Annotated in this window: 13 protein-coding genes and 3 tRNA genes; 10 read left to right on the top strand and 6 right to left on the bottom strand. The window is 41.6% G+C overall.

The features are described 5' to 3' along the window. The first annotated feature begins 2 nt into the window (after nt 1–2). From AAEY94_RS14305 to AAEY94_RS14290, 4 genes are all read left to right on the top strand, one after another. Entirely contained in the window at nt 3–767 is a 765-nt protein-coding gene (locus AAEY94_RS14305) for an ABC transporter ATP-binding protein (RefSeq protein WP_101088333.1), read from the top strand. Next, nucleotides 764–1,747: an MlaD family protein gene (locus tag AAEY94_RS14300; protein WP_101088334.1), complete on the top strand. Its 984-nt coding sequence runs from the start codon at nt 764–766 to the stop codon at nt 1,745–1,747. The genes AAEY94_RS14305 and AAEY94_RS14300 overlap by 4 nt, the downstream gene beginning before the upstream one ends. A 4-nt stretch (nt 1,748–1,751) precedes the next feature. Further along, on the top strand, nt 1,752–2,351 hold the full coding sequence (locus AAEY94_RS14295; protein WP_101088335.1) for a PqiC family protein: 600 nt from the start codon (nt 1,752–1,754) through the stop codon (nt 2,349–2,351). 560 nt (nt 2,352–2,911) lie between these two features. After that, nucleotides 2,912–4,981 (top strand): M13 family metallopeptidase, encoded by a 2,070-nt coding sequence (locus AAEY94_RS14290; RefSeq protein WP_101088336.1) that lies wholly within the window; start codon nt 2,912–2,914, stop codon nt 4,979–4,981. A 1,074-nt stretch (nt 4,982–6,055) separates the two neighbouring features. On the opposite strand, the gene AAEY94_RS14285 is transcribed toward AAEY94_RS14290, so the two are convergent. The 3 genes from AAEY94_RS14285 to AAEY94_RS14275 all read right to left on the bottom strand — a co-directional run bounded on the left by AAEY94_RS14285 (nt 6,056) and on the right by AAEY94_RS14275 (nt 9,075). After that, nucleotides 6,056–6,550, bottom strand: coding sequence for a hypothetical protein (locus tag AAEY94_RS14285; protein ID WP_242445207.1), 495 nt, complete (start codon nt 6,548–6,550; stop codon nt 6,056–6,058). 403 nt (nt 6,551–6,953) lie between these two features. Further along, nucleotides 6,954–7,760, bottom strand: a complete 807-nt coding sequence (locus tag AAEY94_RS14280) for a hypothetical protein (protein ID WP_350979091.1) — start codon at nt 7,758–7,760, stop codon at nt 6,954–6,956. 1,108 nt (nt 7,761–8,868) lie between these two features. Further along, complete coding sequence (locus AAEY94_RS14275; RefSeq protein ID WP_101088339.1) at nt 8,869–9,075, bottom strand: hypothetical protein; 207 nt, start codon at nt 9,073–9,075, stop codon at nt 8,869–8,871. A gap of 730 nt (nt 9,076–9,805) precedes the next feature. Here AAEY94_RS14275 and betI point away from each other — a divergent pair. The 6 genes from betI to AAEY94_RS14245 all read left to right on the top strand — a co-directional run bounded on the left by betI (nt 9,806) and on the right by AAEY94_RS14245 (nt 16,371). Further along, complete coding sequence (gene betI / locus AAEY94_RS14270; protein WP_101088340.1) at nt 9,806–10,402, top strand: transcriptional regulator BetI; 597 nt, start codon at nt 9,806–9,808, stop codon at nt 10,400–10,402. Beyond that, nucleotides 10,402–11,868 carry a betaine-aldehyde dehydrogenase gene (gene betB / locus AAEY94_RS14265; RefSeq protein WP_350979090.1) on the top strand — a complete coding sequence of 489 codons (1,467 nt, stop codon included), beginning with the start codon at nt 10,402–10,404 and terminating at the stop codon, nt 11,866–11,868. Before betI ends, betB begins: the two co-directional genes overlap by 1 nt. Nucleotides 11,869–11,881: 13 nt before the next feature. Next, a complete protein-coding gene (betA, locus tag AAEY94_RS14260; RefSeq protein WP_350979089.1) occupies nt 11,882–13,576 on the top strand; it encodes a choline dehydrogenase in 1,695 nt (564 codons plus the stop codon). Nucleotides 13,577–13,811: 235 nt separating this feature from the next. Continuing rightward, on the top strand, nt 13,812–15,029 hold the full coding sequence (locus AAEY94_RS14255) for a BCCT family transporter (protein ID WP_101088343.1): 1,218 nt from the start codon (nt 13,812–13,814) through the stop codon (nt 15,027–15,029). Between the two features lie 27 nt (nt 15,030–15,056). Continuing rightward, nucleotides 15,057–15,764 (top strand): TorF family putative porin, encoded by a 708-nt coding sequence (locus AAEY94_RS14250; protein WP_350979127.1) that lies wholly within the window; start codon nt 15,057–15,059, stop codon nt 15,762–15,764. Between the two features lie 124 nt (nt 15,765–15,888). Next, a complete protein-coding gene (locus AAEY94_RS14245; protein ID WP_101088345.1) occupies nt 15,889–16,371 on the top strand; it encodes a MarR family winged helix-turn-helix transcriptional regulator in 483 nt (160 codons plus the stop codon). Between the two features lie 357 nt (nt 16,372–16,728). Here the strand turns inward: AAEY94_RS14245 and AAEY94_RS14240 are convergent. The 3 genes from AAEY94_RS14240 to AAEY94_RS14230 form a co-directional block, all read right to left on the bottom strand. Next, nucleotides 16,729–16,814, bottom strand: a tRNA-Leu gene (locus tag AAEY94_RS14240). Between the two features lie 49 nt (nt 16,815–16,863). Beyond that, a tRNA-Cys gene (locus tag AAEY94_RS14235) sits at nt 16,864–16,937 on the bottom strand. A gap of 42 nt (nt 16,938–16,979) precedes the next feature. After that, nucleotides 16,980–17,055, bottom strand: a tRNA-Gly gene (locus tag AAEY94_RS14230). Nucleotides 17,056–17,182 lie beyond the last annotated feature (127 nt).

Below are 17,182 nucleotides of genomic sequence, written 5' to 3'. Positions count from 1 at the left end.
CCATGGTTGATGATGCCTTTATCAGTGTACGTAATCTATCAGTCGGCTACGGCAGTACCGAGGTGCAAAAAAAACTCAACTTCGACATTAACAAGAATGATATCTTTTTTGTCATTGGCGGCAGTGGTTGTGGCAAAACAACCTTGCTCAAATCGATGGTGGGATTACTCACGCCACTACAAGGCGAAGTACTCTATCAAGGCAAAAACTTTTATCAAGCAGATGAACCCGAGCAGGTAGCAATGCTCAAAAATTGGGGGATTACCTTCCAAACAGGCGCATTGTTTTCGAGCATGTCGCTTGGCGAAAATGTGGCTTTACCCCTGCAGCTCTATACCGACCTTTCGGAGCGACAAATTGCAGAAGCCGTTGCCTATAAGCTAGCATTAGTTGGCTTAGCGGGCTTCGAGAAGTTTTACCCTGCCGAGTTAAGTGGCGGTATGCACAAACGCGCAGGATTAGCGCGGGCGCTGGCATTAGACCCTCAATTGTTATTTTTTGATGAACCCTCTGCGGGTTTAGACCCTATTAGCTCGATGCGTTTAGATCAATTGATCGTGCAAATATGCCAGGCGCTAGACTCTACCGTGATCATCGTGTCCCACGAGCTGCCCAGCATATTGTCAATCGGCACTCGCTGTGTGTTTTTGGATAATGAAACCAATACTATGCTCGATTGTGGTGACCCACGAGAATTAAAAATACACAGTAGCCAGCCTAGGGTTCGTCAATTTCTCAATCGCACCGAAAAATCGGAGATATCATGAGTAAAAGCCAACGACTTCCGCTTGCGATTGGTGCCTTTATTTTTGGCGCTATTATCTTAGTGTTTATTGCATTACTGTTCTTTTCTGGGGGGCGTATATTTGCAGAGAAAGCCCCTGTAGTGATGTTTTTCAACAGTTCAGTGCAAGGGTTACAGGTCGGCGCACCGGTAAAATTAAAAGGGGTCATAATAGGTGAAATAAGCGATATCAGTATCGATTTCCCTAACGACAGTAGCCAGGGTGTCACGGCTGCAGTTCATGCCGACTTATTGTTGAAACGTATCAATATTAAGGGGATCCAAGTAGGTGAAGAGTTTTTTTCACATGCCATCGATAACGGCTTACGCGCCCAGCTGAATTATCTGAGTTTACTCACCGGACTGCTATATGTTGAACTGGATTTCTTTCCCAACACCTCGCCGTTATTCCATGGCGAAAAAGACCAATTATTAGAATTGCCGACCATCGCGACTGATTTCGAATCGTTGTCCAAAGATCTGCAATCGTTAAACTTAAAAAGTTTAGTCAACAATGTCGACAATTTAGCCCAGCAGCTCAGTGACATTGCTGCCAGCGGAAAAATACAGCAAGCATTGGATAATTTTGATCATGCTGCCATCGCAGTTAAAAATACCGCGGTTAATTTGGACAGCACTCAGGCAGCGTTAGGTAAAAATGGGCTTGAAGTACTGTTAAAACTCGATAATTTACTGGTGCAATTAAATAATGATGAACCCAAGCTCGTTGAGTCGCTGAACCATAGTTTAACTGAATTACGCAATACACTATTAAGCATGAATCAGCTTGCAAACCAAGCAGGTAACACACTCGACCAAAACTCGCCCTTGTTGATAGAACTCACCAGTACCTTGGAAGAAATCCGCCGCACAGCTCGATCATTACGTAGCTTGACTGAAACCTTAGATGAACAACCTGAGGCCATCATACGCGGTAAAAAAGCCCTACCTTTAGGAGAATAATGTCATGGGGAAATATGGAGTTTGGACCATTAACTGGGGGATCGGTTTACTGCTATTGAGTTTAGTGAGTGGCTGCCAAAGCTCTCCCGAAAAACAGTACTTTGTGTTAACTGCAATACCCAACCAAATAGTGTCGGGCAGTACTGCGTTAGAGTATGACATTGGTATAGGGCCAATTGACGTCGCCGAATACTTACATTTTACACAGCTGATGTATCAACTTGACGATGGTAACCTGCAACGATTTGCCAATAGTTATTGGGCTGAACCGCTTGAACAAGGAATCAGCCGGGTCATGAGTATCAATCTCAGCCAAAGCGATAACCGTCGTAACCTAGTGTTATTTCCTTGGCAAGCAGACAACAGCCCCCTGTACAGCATTAAAATCAAGGTTATTTCCCTCAACCGAGATGGCAATAATGCCAGACTCAATGCCAACTGGGAGCTAACAAACAATCCATTAAACCAAACATTGGCAAAACAAAATTTTATCGCGGTCACTAATGCAGGTTCGACGGCAGCGGAGTTGGTCAGCGCGTACAGCAACTTATTGGCTCAGTTGGCAAAGGAAATTGATAAATCATTACCACAACATTCAGATTAAACACTCCAGCCTACTGTCAGCATTCTCGCGTCAGAGTTGTCGCGTCAGAGTTGTCGCGTCAGAGTTGTCGCGTCAGCGATGTTGTGTAAGCTTTGTTGTGTAAGCTTTGTTGTATGAGCGGTGGTGTGAGCGGTGGAGTAAATCATAAATCTAACTATTAAGCTGTTTTACAGCGTATTGAGTAAACAAACTCAAACAATAACGCTATCTATAGCACTACTTATAGCACTATCAATACTGATGCCAACCCCAAGAAAATACCAACCCAACACAGTTAGGTGGCTTAAGCACTGGCAGCGTTAATATTACAAAGCCTAACTCACTTTTATCCCAAGTTTAGGTTAATTATGCTGATGATAATCAACTGCTCTTATCTGTGCCTCTCAAATAAACAATACAGCCAATAAACATCAAACCAGCACATATTCAGCCACGCATTTCATTGCTTAACTTAGCGTTAGTTAAATTTGCTAACAATTCGAACATTGACATTTTTTGTCAGTCTTTCAATATGGCTAGGCAAATAATTCTGTAAAAATAGACCAAGGAACACGATAACAATGAATAAATCCTTAATTGCGATTGGATTAACCACAGCACTATTAAGTGGTTGCGGCGTATCTGATACAAATAACACTAAGCTTGCAGCCGTGACCTCACCGGCCCCCGCTAAAGCAGAGTTAGGTACTTTTGGTGTGGATTTAGCTGCACGAAATGAAGCCGTTAAACCTGGCGATGACTTTTTTATGTATTCAAGTGGCACTTGGTACGACAACTTTGTCATGCCTGCCGACAAAACTCGTTATGGCGCATTTAATGCCTTAGCTGAGCGCAGTGAAAATCAAGTGAAAGCAATTATCGACGATATTGCCAGCCGCAGCGACTTAACTGCCGAAGAACAATTAATTGCTGATTTTTATCATGCCTATATGGATACCGACACCATTAATAAACTAGGTATCACACCAATTAAAGCCACCTTAGATCAAATTACTGCGATTAGCTCAACTCAAGATTTAACCAAAGTATTCGGTGAAGCATGGCTTACTGGTGCATCGTCCCCTATTTGGGGTGGAATGTGGTTTAACCGTATAGATCCCAATCAATATGAAATGACCATCGGTGCTGGTGGTTTAGGCCTGCCCGATCGCTCGTATTACCTCGAAGACAGTGAGCGTTTCGTTAAAATTCGTAAAGCTTATGTTGAGCATATCGCTGCAATGCTGGCTTTTGCTGGTATAAACGACGGTGCAAAACGTGCCGAGGCAATTCTTGCCCTTGAAACAAAAATAGCACAGGCACAATGGCCTAGAGAAAAACGCCGTGACCGTGATTTAACCTTAAACCAACTCAAACGTGAAGAATTGGTTAAGCAATATCCTGGATTTGATTGGGATATCTATTTCGCACAGAGTGGTTACCAAGTACCACAACTCAACATATCTGAACCTGAACCGGTTAAGGCTATGATTGGCTTAATTAACCAACAACCGCTCACTGTGTGGCAAGACTATTTAACATTCCACACCATTAGTAATAATGCAGGGTTATTGTCTGAAGACATTTTTAATACCAATTTTGCTTTTTTTGGCAAAGAACTCACTGGTCAAGAGCAACCTCGTCCACGCTGGAAACGTGCAGTTGAAGAAATGTCTGGCACTCAGTCTCTAGGTTTCGCTATTGGTAAAGTCTATGTGTCGCGTTATTTCCCTGAGTCGTCTAAACAAAAAATGGCCGAGTTAGTTAAGAACCTGCGCACAGCATTAGGCCAACGCATTGATGGTTTAGATTGGATGGGCGACGAAACTAAAGTGAATGCCCATGCTAAGTTAGCGGCATTTAACCCTAAAATTGGTTACCCTGATGTGTGGCAACAGTTTGATGGCTTAACCCTCACTAAAAATGATTTAATGGGTGATATTAAGAATCTGCGCAAATATTTCCAAGCCGATAGCGTAGCGAAAGAACTGCAAAAAACGGATCGTAATCGTTGGGGTATGACACCGCAAACGGTCAATGCCTATTACAACAGCTCGTTTAATGAAATTGTGTTCCCTGCGGCAATTTTACAACCGCCATTTTTCGATCCAAACGCAGATGCAGCAGTTAACTATGGCAGTATCGGTGCCGTAATTGGTCACGAAATGGGCCATGGTTTTGATGATCAAGGTTCTAAATCAGACGCCAATGGCGTTCAGCGTAACTGGTGGACAGATGAAGATCGTGCCGCTTTTGATGCTAAAGCCGATAAGCTCGCTGCGCAATACAACCAATATGAACCAATCCCTGAAAACTTTGTTAACGGACGTAACAGTCTCGGAGAAAACATTGGCGATGTGGGCGGTTTATCAATGGCATACCATGCTTACAAATTAAGCTTGAATGGTAAAGAAGCCCCGGTGATAGATGGCGTTACTGGCGATCAACGTTTCTTTTTAGCTTGGGCTCAAGTGTGGAAAGAAAAACGTACCGAGCAAAGTATGTTAACTCAGTTACGTGCCGGCACTCATGCACCAGGTCGTTACCGTGCCCTCGCCCCGCGTAACCACGATGCTTGGTATAAAGCCTTTGATGTTAAACCAGGTGATAAGTTGTACTTGCCTGAAGATCAGCGCGTACGTATTTGGTAATTTAGTGCATAAATAGCTGCAATAACGTGCCGCGATAGCAACAAGCAGCCGACATAAAAATGCCCGTCAGTTAACTGACGGGCATTTTTGTATCACTATCTATGCCAATTCCTAAAATAATATCAGCAAGCTTATGGTTAATAGCAGAGGCGAGTGAAGACCTAGACAAACATTCGGATTGATTAATCAGCTACTGGTAATATCGTTTGAACACTTTTCAAGTCGGTTAACAATTTTCTCTTGATAAGCTTTTACCGTAGAGAAACTGTGTATTTTCATAAATAAGTCCGAAGCAGTTTCTTTAGATACACAGGCCGTCCATGGTCTGCTAACGTATTCTTTTATAAAGAGTCTTCAACGGCCTCAAGTTCAGAGTTGAATTTATCAATTTTCAAGTAAGGCATCTAACTCATTTAAGGACATTTACAAGCTAAGGCATCTACTCATATATGAACAGATGATTGCTAACAGCCTTCTTGTCGCCCCAACCTTCACGTCATCCCGGTAATGCTTTTGAGCCGGGATCCAGGTGTTTTTTTGTTTTGTATTTATGGCCTTTATGTATTTATGGCCTGCGGCCACTAACGTCGTGGCGCGTCGCCCACACCAGACTAACATCGCAAGGTTCCACCCTGCACGGGCCAAAAGGGGATCAACAGCAATCCCCTCTTGGATCACCCCTGCCGTTCCGGCAACATTCTCGCTTTTTAACCAAACAACAGCAGCGAAAAAATTGCCACGGAAATTGATCGAGCTTCTGACAGCGTATGTAACCATCTTCGGCCTTATTCGAAAATGCTAACGCTTTCGATGGTACATCCTGTACCGCGAAAGCTAGCCTGACGTCCTGTCAGGCTAACGCTATTTTCTTCAACGGCCTCAGGTTCAAAGCTGAATTTAGACATTTTCAAGCAGTGACTAGCTCGTTTTTGGACAAAAGTTACTTAGAGTAGATCGCACGAAATGTCTCTTTCAGATAATTCTTAGTATCCCAAAACGCCATATAACACACTCTCAATGGTAGATGCTTTTCACCAAGCTCTATTGATCATTTTAGAGTTGATATTTTACCTGTTAGGTTTTGTGGTTATTATCATGCCCAATTTTTCTTAACACGACATGTATTGTCGACAAATAGAAATAAAACATCCAACTAAGCCAGATGGCTGAATCATAAGCTGTTTGCTGCTTATCATTGTGATGCCTTACACCAAAGTTATTGGCAATATTGAATAAATCTTGCTCATCCTTTCTTGATAGCAACTTTTTAACCTTAGGCTTTAAATACTCTAGAACATCAGCAAGATCTCTTACAGCTTGCCGCCTATCATCAAGAGTGGAACCATGGCGTCTAAACTTTGTTGTTGCAGCATTTATTCTATTAACAATGTTGTCGTCTTTAGATGGAACATCTGCTTTGAATATTTGTTCAAAGCCTTCCTCTGGTTTACTTAATACTTGGCCACAAGTGTCCAACTCGTATTTGTTTTTATAGTGTCCCAATACCGTATTAAGTTTATCTAAAAACACAACTTGTCCATCTTTTTTATTAAATGTTTCCCAGTGCATTCCACAATCACCATAGGAGTGCACAGTTCCATCTATAGGTTTAGAAACGTGCTGATAAAGAAACTCAATAACATCTAAAAAGTCATCTTCTTGTATATGACGATGAATATTCGGGAATCGGCCAGAGGTTTTTTTTACGAATAGTCAATAACATTTCAAGCTCAACATCCTTGATCAAACCTTCTATATGGTCGTTATCAATGCACCAAAAACCAAAAGCTTGAGTAAAATAGCCGTCCGATTTAAGTTGATTGTAGACACGTACAAACAAATCAATTGTGTCCGACAATGGCAACCCATCAAGATTTGGATTACTATCATTTCTCTGTGAGTAATACTGGTGATTCATTATTATCCCCGTAAATACTAACGCCAAAATTTGGGAATCATTCTCAAGAGCCTACTACATTATTGTTTTAATCAGCAATAACATAAAGCTTGCTAGCCGATGAAAGAGATACTCGATATGGTCACTGTCAGTAAGCTTAACCTGACTTATCTCTGAGTGACGAATGAAGAAGGCGTTTCCTATGTTTGTTAGAGTTTGAGCTTCTTTTTCAAGTTCTGCTCGAAACATAGGATCAGATGAACAGTTGTCCAGTAAGAGGGTCATTGATTGTTTTTTATTTTTCTCTGGGTCAGACACTGTCTTCATACGTTCATACGCATCCCATAGCTCTTTTATAGCTTCATACCTAACCCGTACATCAGTATTACAAATTTTTCTATTGGCATGTTCAATTAAGTCATTCAGTTCCTGTTCTAATGTTTTCGGCGTTTGTCGAATGACCGAACTTAAAGAACCGCTCACAACTCTTTTAATTTGCCCATCAACTAGCAACTCGTAAGCCAAACCATTTCGAGAAAAAATGGTATCAACTTTTGCCAAGAACTCATTTTGTGCTGATTGGCGGTCAAAAGATGCTAATTGACCTAATGTAGGCTTACTCACATTGGCATAGCAAAACTGAATAAGATCAAGCACCTCTAAATAGCTCGGTGTAAACGGCACCATTTTAGAAGCCCAACTATCTTGATCATCTTCTTTCTCTATTACAAAAGGATATTCAATCCCTAAGATTTCGGCTTGAAGAGCTAATGAAAAAGTTCTCTCATTGGTGCCATAGCAACCTTGTCCATCAGGGCAGAGTTCAGGAAATTTCTCACCAAACCATCCACTATCAATCAATCCCTGAATGTATGCAGTCAATCAGAGCCATACATTGTGTGGAATTTCGTTTTTTGTACGAGGCAAAGCACCTCTTTCTGAATCACTAAAATATTTCATAGTCACCTAAGTTCATTAAACGCTAACTATATGGAACACTAAGTTGCCACCAATAAGGTAGACACAGTGAAACATTACTAAAATTTGGTCAACTAGAAACTATCGGCCCTCACAATCTGGAATGCTGCTAGCTTGGAAAGGGGCATAAATGATTTGCATACCTTGCTCGCAATTGGTGTGATTCAACTCTGAACTTGAGGACGTTGAAGAAAATAGCGTGAAGCTCACATGGATGTGAGCTTAGCTTTCGCGGTACAGGATGTACCATCGAAAGCGTTAGCATTTTCGAATAAGGCCGAAGCAGTCTGCAAATGCAGGTCAAAGTTAAATTTAACCCCATGGCGACTTTTCGCAGCTCTTGTTTTGTAAATAGCGAAAATGTTGCGGGGCGGCTGGGTGATCCAAGAGGGAATAGCCGTTGATTTCCTCTTGGTCTGGTGTGGGTGAAGCGCCACGACGTTAGTGGCCACAGGCCATATTCCAAACACATTTTGGGGCAAAACGAGTTAGTTTTCTTGACTTGGAAATGGTGTGATTCAACTCTGAACTTTAGGACGTTGAAGAAAATTGCGTGAAGCTCACATGGCCTTTCTCGCACATCCATGTGCTACAAGGCATTCAGGCATCCTGCCTATCAGATGTGAGCTTAGCTTTCGAGGTACAGGTCGTTTCTTGGCGTCCAGCCATCACGACATTCGTGAATCCATTCACATCAGATGTACCATCGGAAGCGTTAGTATTTTCACTCCTTAATACAAGATGGGCCGAAGTGAGGCTACAAACGAAGTTCAACGCTGGATAAATCCCCATGGCGACTTTTCGCATCTAATATTTAAGTCAATTGGAAAATGTTGCCGGGTGGCTGGGCTAATTCTTTTATAAAGAATAAAGAGGGAACAGCCGTTGGTTTCCTCTTGGTCTGGTGTGGGTGAAGCGCCACGACGTTAGTGGTCGCAGGCCATATTCCGAACTAACTTAGGCCATACATGAATCAGAGTGGTAAACGGATAAACAATAATGCCTACAGCAACTAAAGCCGGATAAAGTACGGTATCGCAACTAAGATTATTCCCATAATCAGCAAAGTAGTCACGCTGGCAACAAAATAAGGAAACACGATTAATGCCATTCCTACACACAAGGGAACAATCGCCCTTTGGCGCTTACCATAAACAAAATACCCCATGCCTATAGCGCCAAATAGCACACTCCACATGATCATTGATGCACTGCCCATCTGTGTTCCTCTTATCTAATCATCTTGCTATTTAAACCTTTAAATAAGGTTATAGCATGATTATTGTTTTTCTATCACGTCTCTATGATAAATCCAGATCATCGTTGGTGACATTATTCAGGCAGTAGAGTTAATCAAACTGCCCTCCCCAGTCCTTAATAACCAACCCTTAATCCTTGAACACTGAAACACTGAACACTTAGCAGAATACATCACCCATATGGATAACATTAATACCTAACATTAGTCGGAGAAGATAAGGCTGTGGTTGTAGAGTGACACACTCAAAAAATCACTGGTGAAAATTGGCTAAAACAAACAGATTTAATCAATATAACTCACGCTATGTGCTCAATGACTCTGCCGTTTTCAATCAATATCGAGCTCATGCTCTACAATCTATATCTGCACGAATGAGGCTATTTAGGGACATAAGGCCCATTTTAAAATGATATTTTATCAATCAAAAACCTAAAAATAACTGCAGCTGTAATGATTTTATGTAAAATCTCTTCGTTTTTTACAACAAACCATCAACCAAAGCCAGATAACATTTAACCTATACAGAACAGTGCCTTATTTTTTATTATTAGTTTCCTATCTTATTTTGTCACTGGAATGTTGTGATCTATATCAAGTTATAACTTGATAATTACAGCACTAATCATTAGTATCGTTACTAATTGAGCGTTCAATTAACAACTCTTAATACAGATAACGGACCCCTTTTATGTCAAGACCTACAATGAAAAACGTCAGACAACAACAGCTGATAGATGCCACGTTAATGTCAATCGAACGTCATGGGTTACAAAACACTACTATTAATACCATTAGTGGATTGGCGGGAATGTCATCAGGGATCATCAGCCACTATTTTGGTGGTAAACAAGGGTTAATTGAAGCCACGCAGAAATTTCTGTTAGAGGAATTGAAGCAAGCATTACTGACAAGAACGTCAGGCAAAACATTAACCCCAATAGATCGGCTTTCAATGATCGTGGAAGCAAACTTTACCGAATTACAACGTTCAACAGCCGCGACAAAAACATGGTTAAGCTTCTGGTCCCAAGCGATGCACGATCCTGGGTTAGCAAGATTGCAAAACATTAATAGTCAGCGGTTATACAGCAACCTGCTTTTTTCGTTTAAACAATTATTACCCAATGCAGCAGCAGTTAATGCAGCCAAGCAAACAGCGGCAGTAATTGATGGTTTTTGGTTACGCAGTGCGTTGAGTACCACCCCAATAGAAGATTTTAAACAAGCCCAAATTTTATCTAAAGCCTTTATCAAGGCTGTGATCGTGCACAACGGAGTAGAATAATGTCATCGTTAGTTATTTATCAAAATTATATCCATGGAAAATACCAATCAAACGGTACAGGCGAAACATTTGAAGTGATCAATCCTGCTACTGGAGAAGTCAGCTATTTAGTTGAAGTAGCAACCGAGTCTGTGCAAAAAGCCGCCATAGAGAGTGCCAAAGCAGGTTTTGCAGTTTGGTCAGCTATGATGCCGATAGAACGTAGCCGCATTTTATTAAAAGCCGTTGCCCTACTCCGTGAGCAAAATGATGAGCTTGCGGCAGGTGAAGTATTGGATACCGGTAAACCATGGCAAGAAGCCTCGGTTGTCGATATCGTTACTGGCGCCGACTCTATAGAGTTCTTTGCAGGACTCGCCCCAAGTATTGAAGGCAATCAACAGCCTGTTGGCGCTGACTTTTATTATACTCGCCGTGAGCCGTTAGGTATTTGTGCTGGTATTGGCGCATGGAATTACCCGTTACAAATTGCTTGTTGGAAAGCAGCCCCTGCACTTGCTTGCGGCAACGTAATGATTTTTAAACCTTCTGAAGAAACACCTCGTGGCGCAATGCGTTTAGCAGAAATATTCACTCAAGCGGGTGTACCAGATGGCGTGTTTAACGTTGTTCAAGGTGACGGTAGAGTTGGCGCATGGCTAACCACCAATGAAGATATCGCTAAAGTGTCATTTACGGGCGAAGTCGGTACAGGTAAAAAAGTGATGGCCGCTGCTGCGGGTTCACTAAAAGACGTGACCATGGAGCTAGGCGGAAAGTCGCCATTGATTATCTTTAATGATGCCGATGTTGAAAATGCGGTATCAGCTGCGATGTTAGCTAATTTCTATACTCAAGGTGAAGTGTGTACCAACGGTACTCGCGTATTTGTACAGCAAGATATTTATCCGCGCTTTATCCAACGTTTAAAAGAACGTACTGAGCAAAACATCGTTTGTGGCGACCCAATGCACCCTGACACCAATTTTGGTGCATTGATTTCACGCGACCATCAGCAAAAAGTACTCGACTACATTGAAATCGGTAAAAAAGAAGGTGCCACCTTATTAACAGGCGGAACAGCATTAACGCCTGACAATGCACCGAATGGTTTCTTTGTTGCACCGACGGTATTTACAGATTGCACTGATGAGATGACGATTTCGAAAGAAGAAATATTCGGCCCTGTGATGTCAGTATTTACCTTTACTGATGAAGATGAAGTTGTTAAGCGTGCCAATAGTACTCACCTAGGCTTAGCGGCAGGTGTATTTACGCAAGACATTACCCGTGCACATCGTGTTATTCATCAAATGCAAGCCGGTATTTGTTGGATAAATGCTTATGGTGCCTCTCCTGCAGAAATGCCGGTTGGTGGTTACAAGATGTCTGGTATTGGTCGTGAGAATGGCTCTGAAACATTAAAAGCATACACCCAAATAAAAGCTGTTTACGTTGGTATGCAGTCACTTGAAAGCCCATTTTAGGAGTGACCCATTAATGTCTACGCAAATATCTCATGAATACGATTATATTATTGTTGGTGCCGGTAGCGCAGGTTGTGTATTAGCCAACCGCTTAACGGAAAATCCAGACAATAAAGTCCTGATACTTGAAACCGGTGGTAGCGACAAGAGCATTTTTATTCAAATGCCTACAGCGCTATCTATCCCTATGAATACTAAAAAGTATGCATGGCAGTTTGAAACCGAAGCCGAACCACATTTGGATAATCGCCGTATGCATTGCCCGCGTGGCAAAGTGTTAGGCGGTTCATCATCAATTAATGGCATGGTCTACGTACGTGGTCATGCGCGTGATTTTGACGAGTGGCAGCAACAAGGTGCAAAAGACTGGGATTACGCTCACTGTCTGCCTTACTTTAAAAAAGCTGAAACATGGTCTTTTGGCGGTAATGTTTATCGCGGTGATAAAGGTCCATTAGCGGTTAATAACGGTAATGAAATGAAAAACCCGTTATATCAAGCGTTTGTGGATGCAGGTGTCGATGCCGGCTATCTAGCCACTGATGATTACAATGCTAGTCAGCAAGAAGGCTTTGGCCCAATGCACATGACCGTTAAAAACGGTGTGCGTTGGTCTACGGCAAATGCGTACCTTCGCCCGGCGATGAAACGCCCGAATTTAACCGTGGTCACTCATGCGCTTGTACATAAAGTGATTATGCAAGGCAAAACGGCTGTCGGCGTTCGTTACGAACGTAAAGGCGAGCTAATAGATGTTAACTGCAATAAAGAAGTGATTTTATCTGCAGGTTCTATTGGTTCACCGCATATTTTACAACTGTCGGGTATTGGTGATTCAAGCACGTTAGCTAGCGCAGGCATTGAACAAGTACATCAATTACCCGGTGTTGGTCAGAATCTGCAAGACCACTTAGAGTTTTACTTCCAATTTAAGTGCTTAAAGCCTATTTCGCTGAATGGCAAAATTGACCCGTTAAACAAATTGTTTATTGGTGCTCGCTGGATTTTTAATAAATCAGGTTTAGGCGCAACTAACCATTTCGAATCATGTGGATTTATCCGCTCAAAAGCGGGTTTAGAGTGGCCGGATCTACAGTACCATTTTTTACCTGCTGCTATGCGTTACGACGGTAAAGAAGCATTTGCTGGCCATGGTTTCCAAGTTCATATTGGCCACAATAAACCTAAAAGCCGTGGCGCCGTAACGGTTGTATCAAATGATGCCAAGGTTGCGCCACAAATTCAGTTCAATTATTTATCACATCAAGATGATATTGAAGGCTTTAGAGCGTGTGTGCGCTTAACCCGTGAAATTATTAATCAACCGGGTTTAGATGAGTATCGTGGTGAAGAAATTCAACCAGGCTTAGCGATACAGACAGATGAAGAAATTGATCGCTTTGTTAGAAGCTCAGTAGAAAGCGCTTATCACCCTTCTTGCTCATGCAAAATGGGTGAAGATGAGATGGCTGTTGTCGACTCTGAAACAAAAGTTCATGGTATTCATGGTTTACGAGTGGTTGACTCGTCAATTTTCCCGACCATTCCAAATGGTAACTTAAACTCCCCGACTATTATGGTCGCCGAGCGCGCTGCCGACATCATTTTAGGCAACAAACCTCTTGCGCCAAGTTTGGCAAAAGTGACTATTGCTGAGCAATGGCAAACATCACAACGATTACAAGCGCCTAAACGACAAATTGATTAACACCCATTCGTCGATGTGTATTCATTTATAGACATCGACAACAGGTTGATGGCCAACCTACATTTTTATAAATGGCCTATTTAGCCAAGTTCAATCTATCAGGGTTTAACTATCGTCATCACGATACTTAAGGCTTGAGGGCGTTTTGCCTTTAAAAATTGTTCTATGGCATAAAAAACATACAACAAGGAGCCAACATTATGTTCGCACACACTATTCACCCGGGAGTTAAATAATGACGACCTGGTTATCAATAGGCATTTTATTCACTTTTGCCGCTATCGCATTTGTTATTTATCGTTGGGGTAACATGCAGTGCATTGGTGTGACACCGGTGCGTAAATTTACCTTTATTGCCATTTTGTTCACTTCAGGGCTTGATGTTGGCTTAATCATGTTTCCGTTAACTGAATTTGCTGGTTATGCAGATTTGGCAACCAGTCCAGAATATGGATTTAGTAATCCGTTAGCCATAGAGTTTGGTTTTTGGGCCTGCTTAATTTGGGCGTTTTACTTTTTAACCTGCTTCTACTTTTGTGTTATTGAACCAAGAGTTAAGTATTTTGAAATTCCATTGATAAAGTTTATTAATAACGTAGTGATCATTGGTACATGTGCCTTTACCGCTTATTTATTATTAACTAACTTACCGTGGTATTTACCGCAATTAGGTGATGGTGAAACCGTTGTTAGCAGCTTCTATTTAATCGTGTTTATGGTTATTGCCGCCGCAGTGTACTCAAGCACCAGTATTCGCTATGTTCGTTATCTTAGTTTAGGCAGTACCTGGTTGTTCTTTGGTTTAATCGCCATCATGTGGGCGGGCGCATTTTTATCAGACGATTCTAGTGTGGGTGAGTTCTTTACTACATTTGCATTAATTGGTGACTATTTTGGCAACATCCATAACTTTGTACTTCCAATAAACGATTACCACGAATTTTACCTATTCTGGTGGTTTGCATGGAGCATTATGATTGGTCAATTTACCGCTCGTTTTGTGGGTGGAATGAAAACCTATCAAGTATTAATAGCCATGATGGTATTCCCTTCAATTCCAATCGCGATTTGGTTCACGGTTCTGTACTACTACAGCGCGAATGGTATTGATACGTCAGGTTTTTATAATCTAGCAATGGTGATTGTAGGGGTAATGTTTGTTATTAACTCACTCGATTCACTGGTCCGTTTATATACAGATAACTTAAACCTTACCGTTGAACGTTTTGGTAAAGTACCTTATATCATCGGTAATGTTGTGGTACTGAGTGGCTTAACCTTGTTATTCAAACTAGACTTTTTACAAATTCAATGGGTTGGCGCTCTCGCTATTGCCTTGATATTAAGTTGTTTCGGTTACATTTTAAAATCGCACTACCGTAAAGTGACTGATATAGAACGTTCTCCAAAAGAAAATAAAATCGATTTTACTAAAATCGAATTAGCAGACTAAACAATAATAATGATCCAAGGAATAATGATGAACACCACAATGAAAAAATTAGCCTTATTAAGCTTATTTGCTTTACCGACTTCAGTAATGGCTGGTGAGTTAAGCACAACCGTCAATGCAACCTCTGACTATACCTTTAATGGTGTTAGCCAAACAGACAATGATCCTGCCTTACAAGCTAGCCTAGACTATGCTGCCGATGACGGTTGGTACGTTGGAGCTTGGGCATCGAATGTTGACTTTGGCAGTGCTGATGACACTTGGCTAGAACTTGATTTTTACGCAGGTAAATATTTTGAACTAACAGACAGAGTGTCTGTAGATGCGGGTATTGCATATTACACTTACCATGGTGATGATGCCTCTGATGAGTATTACTACCCAGAGCTTTACACTAAGTTTGGCTATGCTTCATCGCTTGGTCAAAGTGAATTAAACTTTTGGTATTCATGGGATTACTTTGGTGTTGATGCTGACCATTACATCATGATGGTTGCTCATACCTTTACCATTGCAGAAGGTCATGACATCCGTGTTAGTTTTGACCGCTCTACTTCGCAAGACGAAGACAAATGGGCATGGGACGGTGACAAGTCTTACAACCATTACCGCGCAGAGTACTTAACCAGCTGGGAAGGTTTTGACTTCAACGTTGCCGTTGAAGACACGAGCATGGACACAGACTTAAGCGATACCCGCGCAGTATTATCGGTATCACGTACTTTCAGTCTATAAGTTGTAATTGCTGATAAAATAGCTAAGCAGAATAATGTCTATGACATTATTCTGCTTTTTTTGATATTGGACATGAGTAATAAGCCGAATTCTGCTAAGGTGCATGGTGAATTATGAGGGGATTATGGAAAAATACGAACAACTATTAATTTCATTGCGCCGGGTGATCAGAGCTATTGATATACACTCACGTCAATTAAATAAACTATCGGGTCTAACTGGACCACAATTAATGGTCATACAGAAAATTGATCAACTTGACGCTCCACTGGCCAAACAAATAGCTCAAGAAATTAATTTGAGTGCAGCGACAGTGACGACCATTATTGATCGATTAGAAAATCGTGGCATGGTGATTAGAACGCGCAGCGAAACCGACAAACGGAAAGTTCATTTATCGTTAAGTGACGCAGGTAAAACGTTATTAAATAGCGCACCTAAACCACTGCAAGAACATTTTATTATGCGTTACCAAAACCTTGAAGAATGGGAACAAAGTCAATTATTGTCTGCCGTTGAGCGGATAGCTACCATGATGGATGCCAATGAAATTGATGCTGCCCCTGTTTTATATGTAGGCCAAATTCAACTAGACGATCAGTCTTAGTCACCACCCTTTTCTATTCATAACGTGATGGTTCATAGAGTTACAGGCCTCTCACGTTATGTTTCATTCCTAGACAAGCCTAGCTTCAAGCTAACATTTGATTCCAAAGTGTGACTAACCCAAAGATCTTATCATCAGCATCCTCCTCTATTGTAAAGTCTCCCCACCAATTCAATAACACTTAATATTCAGCTCAATTTTCTGACGATTGTTATTAATAAAGAGCGGTACGCCTGATGTTCAACCAGAGCGCGAGGGATTTTATTCTTTCGATCTAATTCACAAATTTCAGACGTAAAAAAGCCCCAACTAATGTTGAGGCTTTTTTACACCACTCTCTATTACTAGAGATTATAATGGTACCCGAGGCCGGACTTGAACCGGCACGCTTATTCAGCGAGGGATTTTAAATCCCTTGTGTCTACCGATTCCACCACTCGGGCAAAGTGTTGTTTTAACCGTTACTAAAAGTAACCATCAAACGCAATTTCGTGGAGGCGCGACCCGGAGTCGAACCGAGATCGACGGATTTGCAATCCGTAGCATAGCCATTCTGCCATCGCGCCATGCTTTAACCAAATTCAAATCCATCGGATAAGATAAGAAATTGGAGCGACATATCGGGTTCGAACCGATGACCTATACCTTGGCAAGGTATCGCTCTACCAACTGAGCTAATGTCGCATTTGTACGCCTGTAACCTTTACTAAATTTGTAAGAACAATAATGCCTTTCAAACTTAACAGCTGAAGAATTTCCCCCTGACTGCGGAATGGCATTCTACCGTTTTAGCCCCGATAGTCAATCAATA

The organism is Shewanella sp. AC34-MNA-CIBAN-0136 (assembly GCF_040309945.1).
Lineage (GTDB): Bacteria > Pseudomonadota > Gammaproteobacteria > Enterobacterales > Shewanellaceae > Shewanella.
The sequence above is the reverse complement of the archived record's forward strand: the minus strand, read 5'-3'. Positions and strand labels throughout refer to the sequence as shown.